Origin of the sequence: Herbiconiux sp. VKM Ac-1786 (assembly GCF_015350805.1) — a bacterium.
Lineage (GTDB): Bacteria > Actinomycetota > Actinomycetes > Actinomycetales > Microbacteriaceae > Herbiconiux.
Genome location: NZ_JADKSG010000001.1, coordinates 242,547 through 255,855 on the forward strand (window position 1 = coordinate 242,547; position 13,309 = coordinate 255,855).

General features: G+C 72.0%; 11 protein-coding genes. 4 read left to right on the top strand and 7 right to left on the bottom strand.

What is annotated here, in order from left to right; genetic code table 11:
* Positions 1–10 precede the first annotated feature (10 nt).
* Together ITJ64_RS01120 and ITJ64_RS01125 are read left to right on the top strand one after the other, a co-directional pair.
* The gene (locus tag ITJ64_RS01120; RefSeq protein ID WP_194678927.1) at positions 11–1,219 is read left to right on the top strand and encodes an MFS transporter; all 1,209 of its coding nucleotides are present in this window, start codon (positions 11–13) and stop codon (positions 1,217–1,219) included.
* A gap of 2 nt (positions 1,220–1,221) precedes the next feature.
* Positions 1,222–2,046: an aldo/keto reductase gene (locus ITJ64_RS01125; protein WP_194678928.1), complete on the top strand. Its 825-nt coding sequence runs from the start codon at positions 1,222–1,224 to the stop codon at positions 2,044–2,046.
* 468 nt (positions 2,047–2,514) lie between these two features.
* Here ITJ64_RS01125 and ITJ64_RS01130 read toward each other — a convergent pair whose 3' ends face one another.
* Both ITJ64_RS01130 and ITJ64_RS01135 read right to left on the bottom strand, forming a co-directional pair.
* Positions 2,515–3,603: a DMT family transporter gene (locus ITJ64_RS01130; RefSeq protein ID WP_228507610.1), complete on the bottom strand. Its 1,089-nt coding sequence runs from the start codon at positions 3,601–3,603 to the stop codon at positions 2,515–2,517.
* A 204-nt stretch (positions 3,604–3,807) separates the two neighbouring features.
* Positions 3,808–4,788, bottom strand: coding sequence for an aldo/keto reductase (locus ITJ64_RS01135; protein ID WP_194678929.1), 981 nt, complete (start codon positions 4,786–4,788; stop codon positions 3,808–3,810).
* A gap of 117 nt (positions 4,789–4,905) precedes the next feature.
* On the opposite strand from ITJ64_RS01135, the gene ITJ64_RS01140 reads away from it, so the two are divergent.
* Positions 4,906–5,949, top strand: a complete 1,044-nt coding sequence (locus ITJ64_RS01140) for a DUF4349 domain-containing protein (protein ID WP_194678930.1) — start codon at positions 4,906–4,908, stop codon at positions 5,947–5,949.
* Positions 5,950–5,967: 18 nt separating this feature from the next.
* Here ITJ64_RS01140 and ITJ64_RS01145 read toward each other — a convergent pair whose 3' ends face one another.
* From ITJ64_RS01145 to ITJ64_RS01155, 3 genes are all read right to left on the bottom strand, one after another.
* Positions 5,968–7,275 (bottom strand): glycoside hydrolase family 3 N-terminal domain-containing protein, encoded by a 1,308-nt coding sequence (locus tag ITJ64_RS01145; RefSeq protein ID WP_370544981.1) that lies wholly within the window; start codon positions 7,273–7,275, stop codon positions 5,968–5,970.
* Positions 7,276–7,280: 5 nt separating this feature from the next.
* Positions 7,281–8,471 (bottom strand): acyl-CoA dehydrogenase family protein, encoded by a 1,191-nt coding sequence (locus ITJ64_RS01150; RefSeq protein ID WP_194678931.1) that lies wholly within the window; start codon positions 8,469–8,471, stop codon positions 7,281–7,283.
* 62 nt (positions 8,472–8,533) lie between these two features.
* On the bottom strand, positions 8,534–8,944 hold the full coding sequence (locus tag ITJ64_RS01155; protein WP_194678932.1) for an META domain-containing protein: 411 nt from the start codon (positions 8,942–8,944) through the stop codon (positions 8,534–8,536).
* Positions 8,945–9,127: 183 nt separating this feature from the next.
* Here ITJ64_RS01155 and ITJ64_RS01160 point away from each other — a divergent pair, with 183 nt between their 5' ends.
* Positions 9,128–11,137, top strand: coding sequence for a hypothetical protein (locus tag ITJ64_RS01160; protein WP_194678933.1), 2,010 nt, complete (start codon positions 9,128–9,130; stop codon positions 11,135–11,137).
* A gap of 150 nt (positions 11,138–11,287) precedes the next feature.
* Here ITJ64_RS01160 and ITJ64_RS01165 read toward each other — a convergent pair whose 3' ends face one another.
* Together ITJ64_RS01165 and ITJ64_RS01170 are read right to left on the bottom strand one after the other, a co-directional pair.
* The gene (locus ITJ64_RS01165) at positions 11,288–12,334 is read right to left on the bottom strand and encodes an LLM class flavin-dependent oxidoreductase (protein WP_228507611.1); all 1,047 of its coding nucleotides are present in this window, start codon (positions 12,332–12,334) and stop codon (positions 11,288–11,290) included.
* Complete coding sequence (locus tag ITJ64_RS01170) at positions 12,334–13,305, bottom strand: RimK family alpha-L-glutamate ligase (RefSeq protein ID WP_194678934.1); 972 nt, start codon at positions 13,303–13,305, stop codon at positions 12,334–12,336. Before ITJ64_RS01170 ends, ITJ64_RS01165 begins: the two co-directional genes overlap by 1 nt.
* Between the last annotated feature and the right edge of the window lie 4 nt (positions 13,306–13,309).

Sequence of the window (13,309 nt, forward strand, 5' to 3'; positions counted from 1 at the left end):
TAGTTCGGTTATGAGCAGCTACCGGGACCTTCTGAAGACGCGCGGCGTCGCGCGCATCATCGCGGCCCAGCTGACCGCGCGTTTCCCGAACGGGATGCTGTCGCTGGCGTTCCTGCTGCACATCGAGCACACCTACGACTCCTACGGCGTGGCGGGGCTCGTGCTCGCCGCGCTGAGCATCGGCCAGGCCATCGCCGGGCCGCTGACGAGCCGGCTGATGGGGCGCTGGGGCATGCGCCCGGTCATCCTCACGGCGATGATCATCTGCGCCCTCGCCATCTCGACGATCGCCCTGTTCCCGCTCGGCATCGCAGCCGACATGGGCATCGCGCTGATCGCAGGGCTCAGCACCCCGCCCATCCAGCCGGCCGTGCGCACGATCTACCCGAAGATGGTGAACTCCTCCCAGCTCACCCCGCTGTTCTCGCTCGACGCCTCGGCGCAGGAGATCATCTGGGTGCTCGGGCCGGTCATCGTCACCTTCGTCTCGATCCAGATCGGCACCGTCTGGGGCATCATGCTCGCGGTGGCGTTCCTGATCGGCGGCGGCATCTGGTTCCTCACCAGCCCCGAGCTCGGTCGGGTGCGCATCCCGCGCTCGAAGCGCAAGCTCGGCGTCGTGCTGAAGAAGCCGCCGGTGCTGCTCGCGACCATCGTCGGCTTCCTGCTCGTCGCCGCCTGCGCGGCCATCGAGGCGGGCGTCGTGTCGACGTTCGGCGAGGGCGGGGCCGAGGCCGGCATCGTGCTCGCGGTCTTCGCGATCGGCTCCCTCGTCGGCGGACTCTCGCTCGGCCACAAGCCGATCGGCCCCTGGGCGCTCGCCCGCCGCATGGCGATCGTCTTCGTCGGCACCGCCATCGCCGCCGCGTGGCTGAACATCTGGTGGCTCGCGATCACGCTCTTCATCGCGGGCATCGGCATCGCGCCGGCCCTCGCGGTGATGTTCGCGATCGTCTCGGCGAGCGTGCGGTTCAGCGACACCGCCGAGGCCTACGGCTGGGTCGGCACCGGTCAGCTGATCGGCGCGGCCGTGGGGTCGGCGCTGGCCGGCTTCCTGATCGACGGCATCGGCGCGGTCGGAGCGTTCATCGTGGCCGCGGCCCTGGCGCTGCTCGGGTTCCTGGTGCCGCTCCTCGGCAAGCGCTACCACCCCGACCTCCGCGGCCGGGATGCGAGCCCGCTGCCCGACACCGAGCCCGTCGCGACGATCACGGGCTGATCGTGTCCCCGTCTCCCCTGCTCCCGCTCAACGACGGCGCCGCGATGCCGCAGCTCGGCCTCGGTGTCTACAAGACGACCGACGAGGAGGCCGCCACCGCGGTCTCGTTCGCCCTCCGCCACGGCTACCGCCTGATCGACACCGCCTCGATGTACCACAACGAGCGGGGCGTCGGCGAGGGGGTGCGAGCATCCGGAGTCGACCGCTCGGAGGTCTTGGTCACCACCAAGGTCTGGTTCACCGACAACGGCTACGACGAGACCCTGCGCGCCTTCGACGACTCGATGCGGATGCTCGGCCTCGACCACCTCGACCTCTACCTCATCCACTGGCCGGCCCCGCTCCGCGACCGGTACGTCGAGGCCTGGCGGGCGCTGATCGCCCTGCGCGACTCGGGGCGCGTGCGCTCGATCGGCGTCGCCAACTTCCACCCCGCGCACCTCACCCGGATCGTCGAGGAGACCGGCGTCGTCCCCGCCGTCAACCAGGTCGAGCTGCACCCGCGGCTGCCGCAGACCGCGCTTCGGGCCTTCGACGCGGCGCAGGGCGTCGTGACGCAGTCGTGGTCGCCGCTCGCGCGCGGTGGCCTGATCGCCGACCCCGTACTCGCCCGCCTCGCCGCGAAGCACGGCCGCAGCCCGGCGCAGATCGTGCTGCGCTGGCACGTGCAGCTCGGTCTCGCGGTCATCCCGAAGTCGGTGACGCCGGCGCGCATCGTCGAGAACCTCGACGTCTTCGACTTCACGCTCGACGATTCCGACCTGGCGGCCATCGCCTCCCTCGAGACGGGCGAGCGCACGGGCGTCGACCCGAACGACCGCAACTGACCCGTCGTCTTCGCCCTACGTCACTTCACGAGCGGAAACCAGTGCCGATCTCGAAGTGGGGAGTCGGTGCCGATGCTCACCCAGCTGCCCTCGACGATGGGGTGGCACTCCGAGGTCCAGACCCGGGAGGTCGAGCCGCCGCCCGGTGTCCGGCCGGGCCACGCAGAAGACGCGGTCGGTTCGGCGGATCAGCAGCCTGGCGACGCATATCGGCGTGGGTGGTGTGGACCGCCGGACGACCTCGGCCCGCCCGGACCGCGGAAGCCACGCGGCGTCCCGCGTGACGTGCACGACCGTCTCCTCGTCAGCGGCCACCCCGAGAGCGTACCCAGGTGAGAGGCCCGGCCGAGCCGTCGCAAATCGCCCTCTCGGAGCTCTGAGAGGGCGATTTGCGACGGCTGGATCGGGGCGGGGACGCTCCGCGGCGTTTTCGGGGTCTGTCGGCGTGGGCCGCTCGAGGGACTCGATCTAGGGGTCGGTGGGCGTCGGTGTCGTCGGGGGCACGGGCGAGGCCGGGCCCGGGACGGCGGGGGTGCGGCGGAAGGCCGCGCTGTTCGCCAGGGCGACGCCGCCGAGCACGATGAGGCCGCCGATCGCCTGCGCGAGGGTCAGCGGCTGCCCCGCGATCACCACGAAGATCGCCGTGAACACCGCGATGAGGTTGAGGAACACGCCCGCGCGCGCCGGCGGGATGACCGCGAGCGCCCGCCCCCACAGGAGGTAGGACATGACGGAGGGGAAGACGGCGATGAACCCCAGGGCCCACCAGCCGCCGTCGGTCTGCGGGAACGTCGGCCCGCCCGTGAGCAGCGACACCGGTGCGAGCAGCACCACCGCGATCGCGACCTGGGCGGCCGTGGCGCTGATGGCGGGCATCCGCGGCGCCTGGCGCAGGAGCAGCGTGTAAGCCGTCCAGGCAAGGATCGCGCCGATCATCAGCACGTCGCCCACGCCGAAGCCGCCGGTGAACAGCGACAGGATCGAGCCGCGCGAGAGCACGATCAGCACGCCGATGAGCGCCACCAGGATACCGATCGCCGCCGTGCGCGACAGCTTCTGCCGCAGGATCACGACCGCCGCGATGCTGATCAGCGCCGGGTTGAAGGCGTTGATCAGCGAGGCGCTCAGCGCGTCGATGTGCAGCAGGGCCGAGTAGAGCAGCAGCGAGTACGCGAGGATGCCCGCCACGCTCTGCGCGAGCAGCCACCGCCAGTTGCGCCACAGCGCCCGCCAGTCGGGCCGCTCGACGAGCTGCGCGATGACGACGAGCGGCACGAGCGCGAGGCACCACCGCAGCAGCACGAGGCTCATCGGGTCGAGCTCCCGCACGGCGACGACGCCCACGACGTTGTTGCCCGCCCAGAACGCGGTCGCCAGCACCAGCGACACCACGGCGACGATCGTCGCGCGACGCGCGCCCGCCGACGATCCCGCCGCCGACCCCGGCGTCAGTCCTGGCGTCGCTCGCGCCGTCGGTTCCGGATTCGAACCCGGCGTCGATCCCGAGCCGCCCGCTGTTCCACCCGAGCCGCCCGCTGCCCCGCCCGCACCGCTCATCGCTCCCCCAAGCCGTTCCGCCACCCGCTGTGCGAGGACACTCGTGACCGGAAGGCCCGGCGGTGGACGCGCCGACCCGGCCCGGTCGCACGCTGCGCGCCGCCTACCGACCGCGACCCCATGCTAGGCCGAGCAGCATCGGCCGCGGGCGCGCCGCGCACCCCCACAACCAGGGGGCGCACCTCACCCCGACCGCGCGGTCGCCTACCAGCGGTCGTGGATGGCGGCCCGGAAGGAGCGGTCGTAGATCTCGTGCACGGTGGCGTCGAGGGTCGGCGGCAGCTCGAGCGAGCCGGCGGCCGCGTTCGACTCGGCCTGGGCGCGGTTGCGTGCACCCGGGATGACCGTCGAGACGCCGTCCTGCGCCGCCACCCACGCGAGCGCCGCCGCCGCCGGAGCGACCCCCGAGGGCAGAGCGGCCGCGAAGGCCTGCGCCGCCTCGACACCGGTCGCGAAGTCGACCCCCGAGAAGGTCTCGCCGACGTCGAAGGCGCTGCCGTCGCGGTTGTAGGTGCGGTGGTCGTTCTCGGCGAACGTGGTGTCGACCGTGTACTTGCCGCTCAGCAGCCCCGACGCCAGCGGCACCCGCGCGATGATGCCGACGCCGGCCTCGCGGGCCGCCGGGAGCACCTCGTCGAGCGGCTTCAGCCGGAAGGCGTTCAGGATGATCTGCACGGTCGCCGTGCCGGGCCGCGCGATCGCGGCGAGCGCCTCGGCGGTGGTCTCGACGCTCACGCCGTAGTTCGCGATCGCGCCCTCCTCGACGAGGGTGTCGAGCGCGTCGTAGACGGCGTCGCTCGAGAAGACGGGGGTCGGCGGGCAGTGCAGCTGCACCAGGTCGAGGGTGTCGACCCCGAGGTTGGCGCGGCTGCGATCGGTCCAGGCGCGGAAGTTCGCCAGCGTGAACTCGGCCGGATCTTGCGCGCCTCGGCGGCCCATCTTCGTGGCGACGGTGAGCCGCGCATCCGGATTCTCGCGGCGGAAGCGGCCGATGATGGTCTCGCTGCGCCCGTCGCCGTAGACGTCGGCGGTGTCGAAGAAGGTGACGCCGGCGTCGACCGAGGCGGCGAGCACGTCGAGGGCGGCGTTCTCGTCGACGTCGCCCCAGTCGGCGCCGAGCTGCCAGGTACCGAGGCCGATGATGGAGACGGAGCGGCCGGTGCGGCCGAGGGTTCGTTCGAGCATGCTCCGACCCTAACGCGAGCGCCCGACATCGGCCCGTCGAGGCGCAGCGATAACGACCGGGTAACCATCGCGGCGGTCCCAGGCGGCCTTCAGACAACCGGCCCTAGCGTGAGCGGCATGAGACGAATGATCCTCGCTTCCTCCGCCGTGGTCGCGGTGCTGCTGCTGGCCGGATGCTCGGCGGCCGGCTCCTCGTCGAGCCAGTCCGAGGGCGTCCCGTACGTCGACGGGCAGCGCCTCGACCCCGCCGAGGCCGCGCCCGAGGGCGGTGTCGCGGCCGACGGCTCGACCGAGTCGCTCGCCGAGTCCGAGCAGAGCGTCATCACCACGGGCTGGATCACGATCACCGTCGACGACCCCGCCGCCGCGACCGACGACGCGATCGCGCTGGTCGACTCGCTCGACGGGCGCATCGACTCCCGCACGCAGGAGGCCGGCAGCGACGACCAGGGCGCGAGCTCGCAGCTCACCGTTCGGGTGCCGGCCGAATCGGTCGACCAGGCCGTCGACGGGCTCCGCGAGCTGGGCGACGTCGAGTCGGTGTCGATCAGCACCAGCGACGTCACGCTGCAGGTGCGCGACCTCGACGCGCAGATCTCGGCACTGCAGGCCTCGGTCGACCGGCTGCTCGACCTGGTGGGGTCAGCGGCCACCACCGCCGACCTGATCGAGCTCGAGACCGCGATCTCCGACCGGCAGGGGCAGCTCGACAGCCTGAAGTCGCAGAAGCAGTACCTCTCCGACCAGATCGACTACTCGACGCTGACGCTCGACCTGCAGCAGAAGGGGGCGCTGCCCTCGGCCGCGCCCGGTGACTTCTGGCTAGGCCTCGCGGCCGGCTGGGCGTCGCTCGGCGCGACGGCCTCGGCATTCCTGGTGCTCGCCGGGGTTCTCATCCCGTGGCTGCTGCCGCTCGCAGTGCTCGCGGCGATCGCGCTGCTCATCGTCGCGGTGGTGCGCCGAGGCTCCCGCCGCGCGACCCCGCCCGCGCCCGCCGCGCCCGACACCGCGAGCACAGGCGTGGACACGTCGGCCCCCGCACCCGCCGCGGCAGCATCGGCACCCGCCACATCCGCACCCGCGCCTGCCCCAGACGCACCCACCCCAGCCCCCGACACCTCAGCCACCCCGAGCGACCACCCCCGCCCCGACACCCTCTAGCGACGAGAGCGGCCCGGCTCAGCCCGCCGGGTGCTGCTGCACCCAGAGCTCCCGCCGCAGCGTCAGCACGTGCAGCGCCGCGTCGTCGACCCGCGACGCCGGGATCGTTCCCGCCCGCACCGCCGCCGCCAGCGACGCCACGAGCGGCGGAAGATCCACCGTGCTGTTGTAGAGCAGCACGTCGTTGCCCGCCGCCACCGCCGCGATCGCGTTCGCCGTGCGATCCGCGTACGCCGGAACCCCCGACGCCTCGAGCATCAGCAGATCATCCGTCACCGCCACGCCCTCGAACCCGAGCTCCTCGCGCAGCACGCGATGCCACTCGGGCGAGAGCGACGCGGGCCGCGCATCCACCGCCGTGTAGGCCAGGTGCCCGAACATCACGAGCTCGGCCCCGGCATCGATCCCCGCGGCGAACGGCGGGGCGACCTCGCTCCGCCACTGCTCCAGCGGCAGCGGCGTCGACGGGATCGACGTGTGCGAATCCCCCGCCGTCGCCCCGTGCCCCGGGAAGTGCTTCAGCGTGCTGAACACGTGCCCGCGCTCCGCCTCCACCGCGGCGGCCACCCGATCGGCCGCCGACGCCGCCTCCGTTCCGAGCGCCCGCTCGAAGATGAACGACCCGGGATCGGCGGTCACGTCGGCCACGATCCCGAAGTTCACCGTCATCCCGGTCGCCTCCAGCAGCGCCGCCCGCTGCGCGAACGCATCGTTCGTCGACGCGACCGGCTCCGACTTCAGGGTGTCCGCCGCCGGATACCCGTCCTCCGCCAGCCGCGCCACGATCCCACCCTCCTCGTCGATCGCCACGAGGGTGCCGAGGCCCTCGCTCTGCTGCAGCGCATCCGTCAACGCCGTCGCCTGCACGCTCGACCCGGGCACGTTGTCGCCGAGCAGCAGCAGCCCGGCCGGCTGGTTCGCGGTGAGATACGCCTGCAGCGGCGCCGGATCGGCCCCGCCCACGTGCACCATCACGAGTGACGCGAGCTTCTGCTCGAGCGTCATGGTCGACAGTCGCGCCTCGGCATACAAGCGGATGCGCTCCCCCACCGACACGACGGGGAACTCCCCGCGCACCCGCCCGCTCCCCTCCGGTGCCGCCCCCGAGGCGCCCCCCGCCGCCGACGTCGCACTCCCGGACGGGGCGACCCCCGACCCGCCACCGCCCCCGGCACTCGACGTCGCGGCACCCGCAGGCCCGCCCGCGGTTCCGCCCCCGAACAGCGCCGACCCCGTGCATCCGGAGACCGCCATCGTCGCCGCGAGCAGCACACCCGACAGCACCCCGAGGCGCCCGGCCGCCGAACGGCGCCGGGGAGTGACCACGCGCGTCATTCGGGCACGGGCCCGAGCAGCGCGTTCGCGACCGTGGAGTGCGCCGACTCGTCGTCGGAGGGATGGAACATGCCCGCGACGACGTCGCGGTAGAGCCGCCCGAGCTCGCTCGAGGAGGCGATGGCCGAGCCGCCTGAGACACGCAGGGCATGATCGACGACGACGCGGGCGCTGTCGGTGGCGCGCACCTTGAGGCCCACGAGCGCCGGGAACCAGGCCGCACCGCGGTTCTCGAGCGCGTCGACCGCGCGGGCGAGCACCTCGATCTGCGGCGGGATGCCGTCGTGCTGGATGCCCGCCGAGGCGATGCGCCAGCGGATGTCGGGGTCGTGCGCGTACGACCGCCCGTTCGCCTTCAAGGAGGTGCGCCGGTGCGCGGCCTCGACGGCGAGCTCGAGCGCCCGCTGGCTGAGACCGGTGTAGACGGCGGCGACCAGCACCTCGAAGTTCGCGAAGATGCCGAAGATCAGCGGGTCGGCGCTCGGCCCGGCCGGCAGCCGCCGGACCACGCGCGCGGCCGGGGCGACGGCGTCGGTGAGCACCGTGGTCTCGGACTGGCTGGCGCGCATGGCCAGTGTGTCCCAATCGGAGAGGGTCTCGACGCCGGGCTGCCGCTCGAGGAACGCGTGCACGAGCAGGGGCGCCTCGGGGTCGGTGTCGTCGCGGCCGAAGACGCCGAGCCTCGTCCAGACGGGGGAGAGGGAGGTGAAGATCTTGGTGCCGGTGAAGGCGTAGCCGCCGTCGGCCTGAGGCGTCGCGACCGTGCGGGAGCCGAAGAGCACGAGGTCGTTGCCCGCCTCGCTGTTGCCGAAGGCGAACACCTCACCCGCGACAGCGTCGTCGAGCACCCAGGCGATCGAGTCGTCGCCGCGGTCGAGGAGAACCTTCGCCGTGCCCGTCCAGACGAGGTGCATGTTCAGGGCGAGCGCGGTGGCCGGCGCCGCGGTGGCGAGCCGGGTCTGCTCCCGGGCGACGCGTTCGAGCCCGAACCCGAGACCGCCGCGGTCGACCGGCGCGAACATCCGCAGGTAGCCGGCGTCGCGCAGTTCGCTCAGGTCGTCGTGCGGGAACGTGTTCTCGCGATCGTGCACAGCGGCCCTCGAGCGGATGCGCGCGAGCAGCTCGTCGTCGACGACGGACACGGCGGCCGCCTCGCCGACACCACCGGTGGGCTCGTTCTCGGGCATGCCCCCACGCTACCGCCGCCCCCTGACAACCCGGTCAGCGAGGGCGGAACGAGAAGCGCGAGCTACTGGCGCCGCAGCTGCACGATCTCCGACCCGTCGACGGTCAGCGTCGTCATCACGTCTCCTTCGACGATCGCGGACCCCAGCTCCGAGAACGACGTCGTCATTCCCACGCACGCCCGCAGCGTCGACAGATCGAGGTCGAAGCTGACCTCGTTCCCCGTCACGCTCGTGGTGCCGCTGACGCCGTTGCAGCCGTCGGTGCCCCGCACGGCCCCGTCGGCGTCGAAGCTCAGCCGCGCCTCGTCGGGCGCCTCGGCCCGCCACTCCCCCTCGAGCTCCGACGGAGACACCGTGGACGCCTGACCATCACCCGATCCGTCCCCGGAGCCGTTCTGCGACGACGCGCAGCCCGAGAGCGCGGAGGCGGCGAGAAGGAGAACCACGGCGGTGACGAGGGAGCGAGCAGTCATGGCCCCATCCGACCATCTGCCGACCGATCGGGCAAGAAGCCGAGTTCTTTCTGCGACCTTTCTCTGTAACTGCCGACAGATGTTGACTATGGTGGAGGGCAGGGGGCCGTTCCGTCACGCAGGTGAGGGCTAGATCTATGCCCCCTGACGGATACACGGAATCAGGGGAAGTCATAGATGACGATGAAGAGAAGACTCGCGTATCTCGCGGTCGGAACAGTTGCCGTCGCCGGCATGAGCGGCGCGTTCGGGCAGGTCGCCTTCGCGACCGAGGGTGGGGAAGCCCCCGTGTCGGGAGCGGCGTTCGACGCCTTCGCCCAGACGCTGCTCGCCGATGACGGGATCCAGGCCGTCGCCCAGGGTGCCGACGGCCCCGTGGTCTACACGACCGAGGCGATCGACCAGATCGCTCCGGATGCCCGGTTCCTCGTCGAGTCGAACAGCAACGTCACCGTGCGCGTGCTGACCGCTCCGCTGCGGGCCTACGACGCCGACGAGGTCGTCGGCGGCGCCGGCTACTTCGCCGGAGAGGACGCCTCCTCGACGGGCGGCGGGCTCTGCTCCGTGGGCTTCAGCGGCTGGTCGCCCGAGGGCGACCCCGCGGTCATCTCGGCCGGACACTGCACGGGCGACAACTCGCTCGACGTGAGCCAGCTCACCCTGCCGACCGGTGACCCGGCCGGTGGCGGAGCCACCGACAACAGCGACGTCCAGCTCGTCACCGGCCTCGGCCAGCTCGCCTTCTCGCAGTTCGGCGGAGCAGGCAACACCCCCGGCGCCGACGGCGACGTCAAGAGCGTCGACATCTCGGTCATCGACGTCACCAACGACGACCTGACCCTCCTGCCCGAGGTCACCGACTGGAGCACCGCCTCCAGCGAGGACCTCGCCGCGTCTACGACCGACGTCTCCGCCGTCGGCGAGGCCGAGCTCGGCGCCGTCCGGAAGAGCGGTCGCACGACCGGCTCGACCACCGGCACCATCGAGGCCATCAACGGCTGGGCGACCGTGACCGACGCGGAGGGCAACAACCCCCGCCAGGTCTACGGCTTCGGCAGCCTGATGACGGCGGCCCCCGGTGACTCCGGTGGATCGCTCGTCCAGGGCGAGACCGCGGTGGGCGTCCTGTCCGCCGGTGGCAAGCTCGACACCGGTGAGGACTTCGTCTGGGGCGCCAACCTCGAGGCCGGCCTCGCGCTGACCGGCGGCTACACCGTCGCCCTGCACCTCGACGCTCCGGCGCTGACCTCCCCCGCCGACGGCGGCCAGGTCTACACCGGTCGCGCCATCTCGGGCACGGCTCCCGCCGGCTCGACCGTCGTCGCGACCCAGGGCTCGGGCGAGCCCTTCGAGGTCACGGTCACCGACGGCAAGTGGTCGTTCCCCGCACCGGGCACCCCTGGTGACTACGACTACACCGTGCGCGCCGAGCGCGGCTTCGACACCTCCGCGAGCAGCTCGTTCTCGGTCGAGGTCGTTCCGGCCCCGCTGGAGCCGGCCGTCATCAGCTCGCCGTTCGACGGCCAGGTCGTCGAGACCTCGGTTCCCGTCATCTCGGGCACCGGTGAGCCCGGCGCGACCCTGACCCTGTCGGGTGACGTCGAGAAGACCCTCACGGTCGCTCAGAACGGCACCTGGTCGACCGATGTCGACCTCGACTACGGCTCGTACAGCGTCACCGCCGTGCAGACCCGCGAGAACGCCTCGTCGTCGGCTCCGGTCACCGTCAAGTTCTCGGTCGTGCCGGTCGCCCCGGCGATCACCGACCCGAAGACGGGCCTCGGCTACGACCTCGGCGCCGGCCCGACCTCGGTCAGCGGCACCGGCATCGACGGCGCCACGGTCACCCTCCAGGTGAACGGCAACGCCGCGGGCACTGCTGTCGTCAAGAACGGCAAGTGGGAGATCGCGCTGTCGAAGCAGCTCGACGCCGGCACCGTGACGATCACCGCCACGCAGACGATCGACGGCGCCACCAGCGCGGTCGCCACGTCGACCATCACCATCACCGCTGCGGACAACGGCGGCAGCACCCCGGCACCGGCTCCGGCCGGCTCGGGTGGCAACGGCTCGCTGGCCAACACCGGCGCACCGATCGCCCCGCTCGCCGGTGGCGGCATCGCGCTGCTGCTGGCCGCCGGTGGCCTGCTGCTGGTCGCCCGTCGCACCAACGCGGCACGACGCGCGGAGTAACTCCCCGCTGAACGCCTGAGGGGGCGGTGACCATCTGGTCACCGCCCCCTTCGCCGTCCCCGGCCGTGCCACACGCAGAAGCGCCCGGCACCACCAGGCACCGGGCGCTCGAACGCGAGATCGCGAGATCGCGAGATCGCGAAGGCGACCCTACCCCCGCGCCTCCAGCTCCCGCACCCGCGGGATCACCTGCTCCCCGAACCGCTCCATCTCCCGCAGGTGCGGTGAGAACTGCAGCAGCAGCAGGTCGACCCCGGCATCCGAGAACTCGCGCACCCGCCGCGCCACCTGGTCGGGTGTGCCGACGAGGTCGGGCCGCAGCCCCCGGTTCGAGACCGAGTAGTCGCGCAGGTCGACCTTCGTGTCGAGCTGCGACTTCGAGATGAAGTCCTGATACGACTCGTAGGCCGCTCCCCCGCGCACGTCGGTGATGCGCTCGAGCTCGGCCTGCGCCTCCTCCTCGGTGTCGCGCACGATGGCGTACGCCGCCATGCCGAACGACTGGAACGGCTCGTTTGTCACGGCAGCCCGCCGCTCGGTGAGGTCGGCGACCTTCGCCCGCAGCTCGTCGGGCGTGCCGCCGTGCGTGACGTAGGCGTCGGCGAACCGCGCGATGGCCTGCTTGCCGCCCTCGCTCTCCCCACCGGCGTAGACGACGGGAGCCCGCCGCGGCTTCGGCGACAGGTACGTTCCGGACAGCGAGTAGTACTCCCCGTCGAAGCTGAACGGCGTCTCGGCCCACAGCCCCTTCAGGATCGACACGAACTCCAGGCTCCGCTTGTACCGGTCGTCGTGCTCCGAGAAGATGCCGCCGTACTGCCGCGCCTCCTCGGCCCACCAGGCCGACACGACGTTGAGCGAGAAGCGCCCGCCCGAGATCTCGTCGATCGTCGCCGCACGCTTGGCCGCCACGGCCGGCAGGTGGTAGCCGGGCCGCACCGCCGTCATGATCTCCTGCGTCGAGGTGACCGCCGCGATGGCTGCCGCGAGCTCCCAGGCGTCGAAGCTCGGGCCCTCCTGGCCCTTGATGTCGTTGAGGTTGAGCTCGGCGATCAGGGTCAGGTCGAAGCCGATGCGTTCGGCCGTCTGCGCGATCTGCTTCACGTGCTCGAAGCTGAACGGCGTCTGTTCGTCGTCGACGTTGCGCAGCCACCCGCCGAAGACCGGCGTCCAGTACCCGAACCGCATGCCGGCCATCAGGCGTTCACCCCGGCGTGCTCCGAGACCAGCAGCCCGCCCAGGAACTGCGCGATCCGCCGCGGCCCCGACACCGGGCTCGACGCCTCGACGTCGGGGTTGTAGTTCGTGTTCGTGTTGATGTCGTAGGTCACGCGCCGCCCGTCGAGCGTCTCCATGAACTCCACGCCCGCGATCTCGATGCCGTTGGCGGCCAGGAACGCCTCGTACCGCGACACCAGCGGGTCGCTCTCGAACCCTTCCCGCACCGAGAACAGCGGCGCCGCCCCGGGCACCGCGCACGCGTCGGCCGGGCACAGCTCGAAGCTGCCGTCCGAGGTGTCGACCCGCACGGCGTAGACGAAGCGCCCGCCCACGAACTCGGCGCGCGTGATGAACGGCGCGGCCGCCACGAGGTACTCCTGCAGCAGCGTGATTCCGTCGATCGGCTCCTCGAACTCGGGCCCGGCGACGTAGGCGTCGAACTCCTGGTAGCTGTCGAAGCGGCGCACGCCGAGGCCCTTTCCGCCCTGGTTGTGCTTGGAGATGAAGGGCAGCCCGAACTGCCTCGCCGCCGCCGGCAGCCCGCTGCGCCCGAACACGGCGACCGTGCGCGGCACGTCGAAGCCGGCCTGCGCGAGCAGCAGGTGCTGGGCGATCTTGCTCACCTCGAGGTCGATGACGGGCAGCCCGGATGCCGACGAGGCCCCCGGGTTGCCGTTCACGACCCGGGCTCCCCCGGCCTGCAGCCACGCGAGCACCGCGCGGGTGTACTCCTTCGCGTGCGGGTTGCCGCGGGTGTGCGCCGAGGCGCTCATGCGCGACCAGTACACCCCGGGCGGTGGCGGCGACGCGAGGTCGATGCCGCCGAACGGCGACTCCTCGGTCAGCAGGATCTCCTCGAGCGGCACCCCCTCCGCCTCGAACGCGGCGGCGAGCGGCGGAAGCCACTCGGGGTTCTCGTGGATGACGTAGACACGCGGGGAAGTCATTCCT

What these genes read in the sequence shown, in the direction of transcription:
- ITJ64_RS01120 (WP_194678927.1), top strand. Translation starts at nt 11, where the DNA reads ATGAGCAGCTACCGGGACCTTCTGAAGACGCGCGGCGTCGCGCGCATC.
- ITJ64_RS01135 (WP_194678929.1), bottom strand. Translation starts at nt 4,788, where the DNA reads ATGCTCGAACGAACCCTCGGCCGCACCGGCCGCTCCGTCTCCATCATC.
- ITJ64_RS01170 (WP_194678934.1), bottom strand. Translation starts at nt 13,305, where the DNA reads ATGACTTCCCCGCGTGTCTACGTCATCCACGAGAACCCCGAGTGGCTT.
- ITJ64_RS01155 (WP_194678932.1), bottom strand. Translation starts at nt 8,944, where the DNA reads ATGACTGCTCGCTCCCTCGTCACCGCCGTGGTTCTCCTTCTCGCCGCC.
- ITJ64_RS01140 (WP_194678930.1), top strand. Translation starts at nt 4,906, where the DNA reads ATGAGACGAATGATCCTCGCTTCCTCCGCCGTGGTCGCGGTGCTGCTG.
- ITJ64_RS01160 (WP_194678933.1), top strand. Translation starts at nt 9,128, where the DNA reads ATGAAGAGAAGACTCGCGTATCTCGCGGTCGGAACAGTTGCCGTCGCC.
- ITJ64_RS01165 (WP_228507611.1), bottom strand. Translation starts at nt 12,334, where the DNA reads ATGGCCGGCATGCGGTTCGGGTACTGGACGCCGGTCTTCGGCGGGTGG.
- ITJ64_RS01130 (WP_228507610.1), bottom strand. Translation starts at nt 3,603, where the DNA reads ATGAGCGGTGCGGGCGGGGCAGCGGGCGGCTCGGGTGGAACAGCGGGC.
- ITJ64_RS01150 (WP_194678931.1), bottom strand. Translation starts at nt 8,471, where the DNA reads ATGCCCGAGAACGAGCCCACCGGTGGTGTCGGCGAGGCGGCCGCCGTG.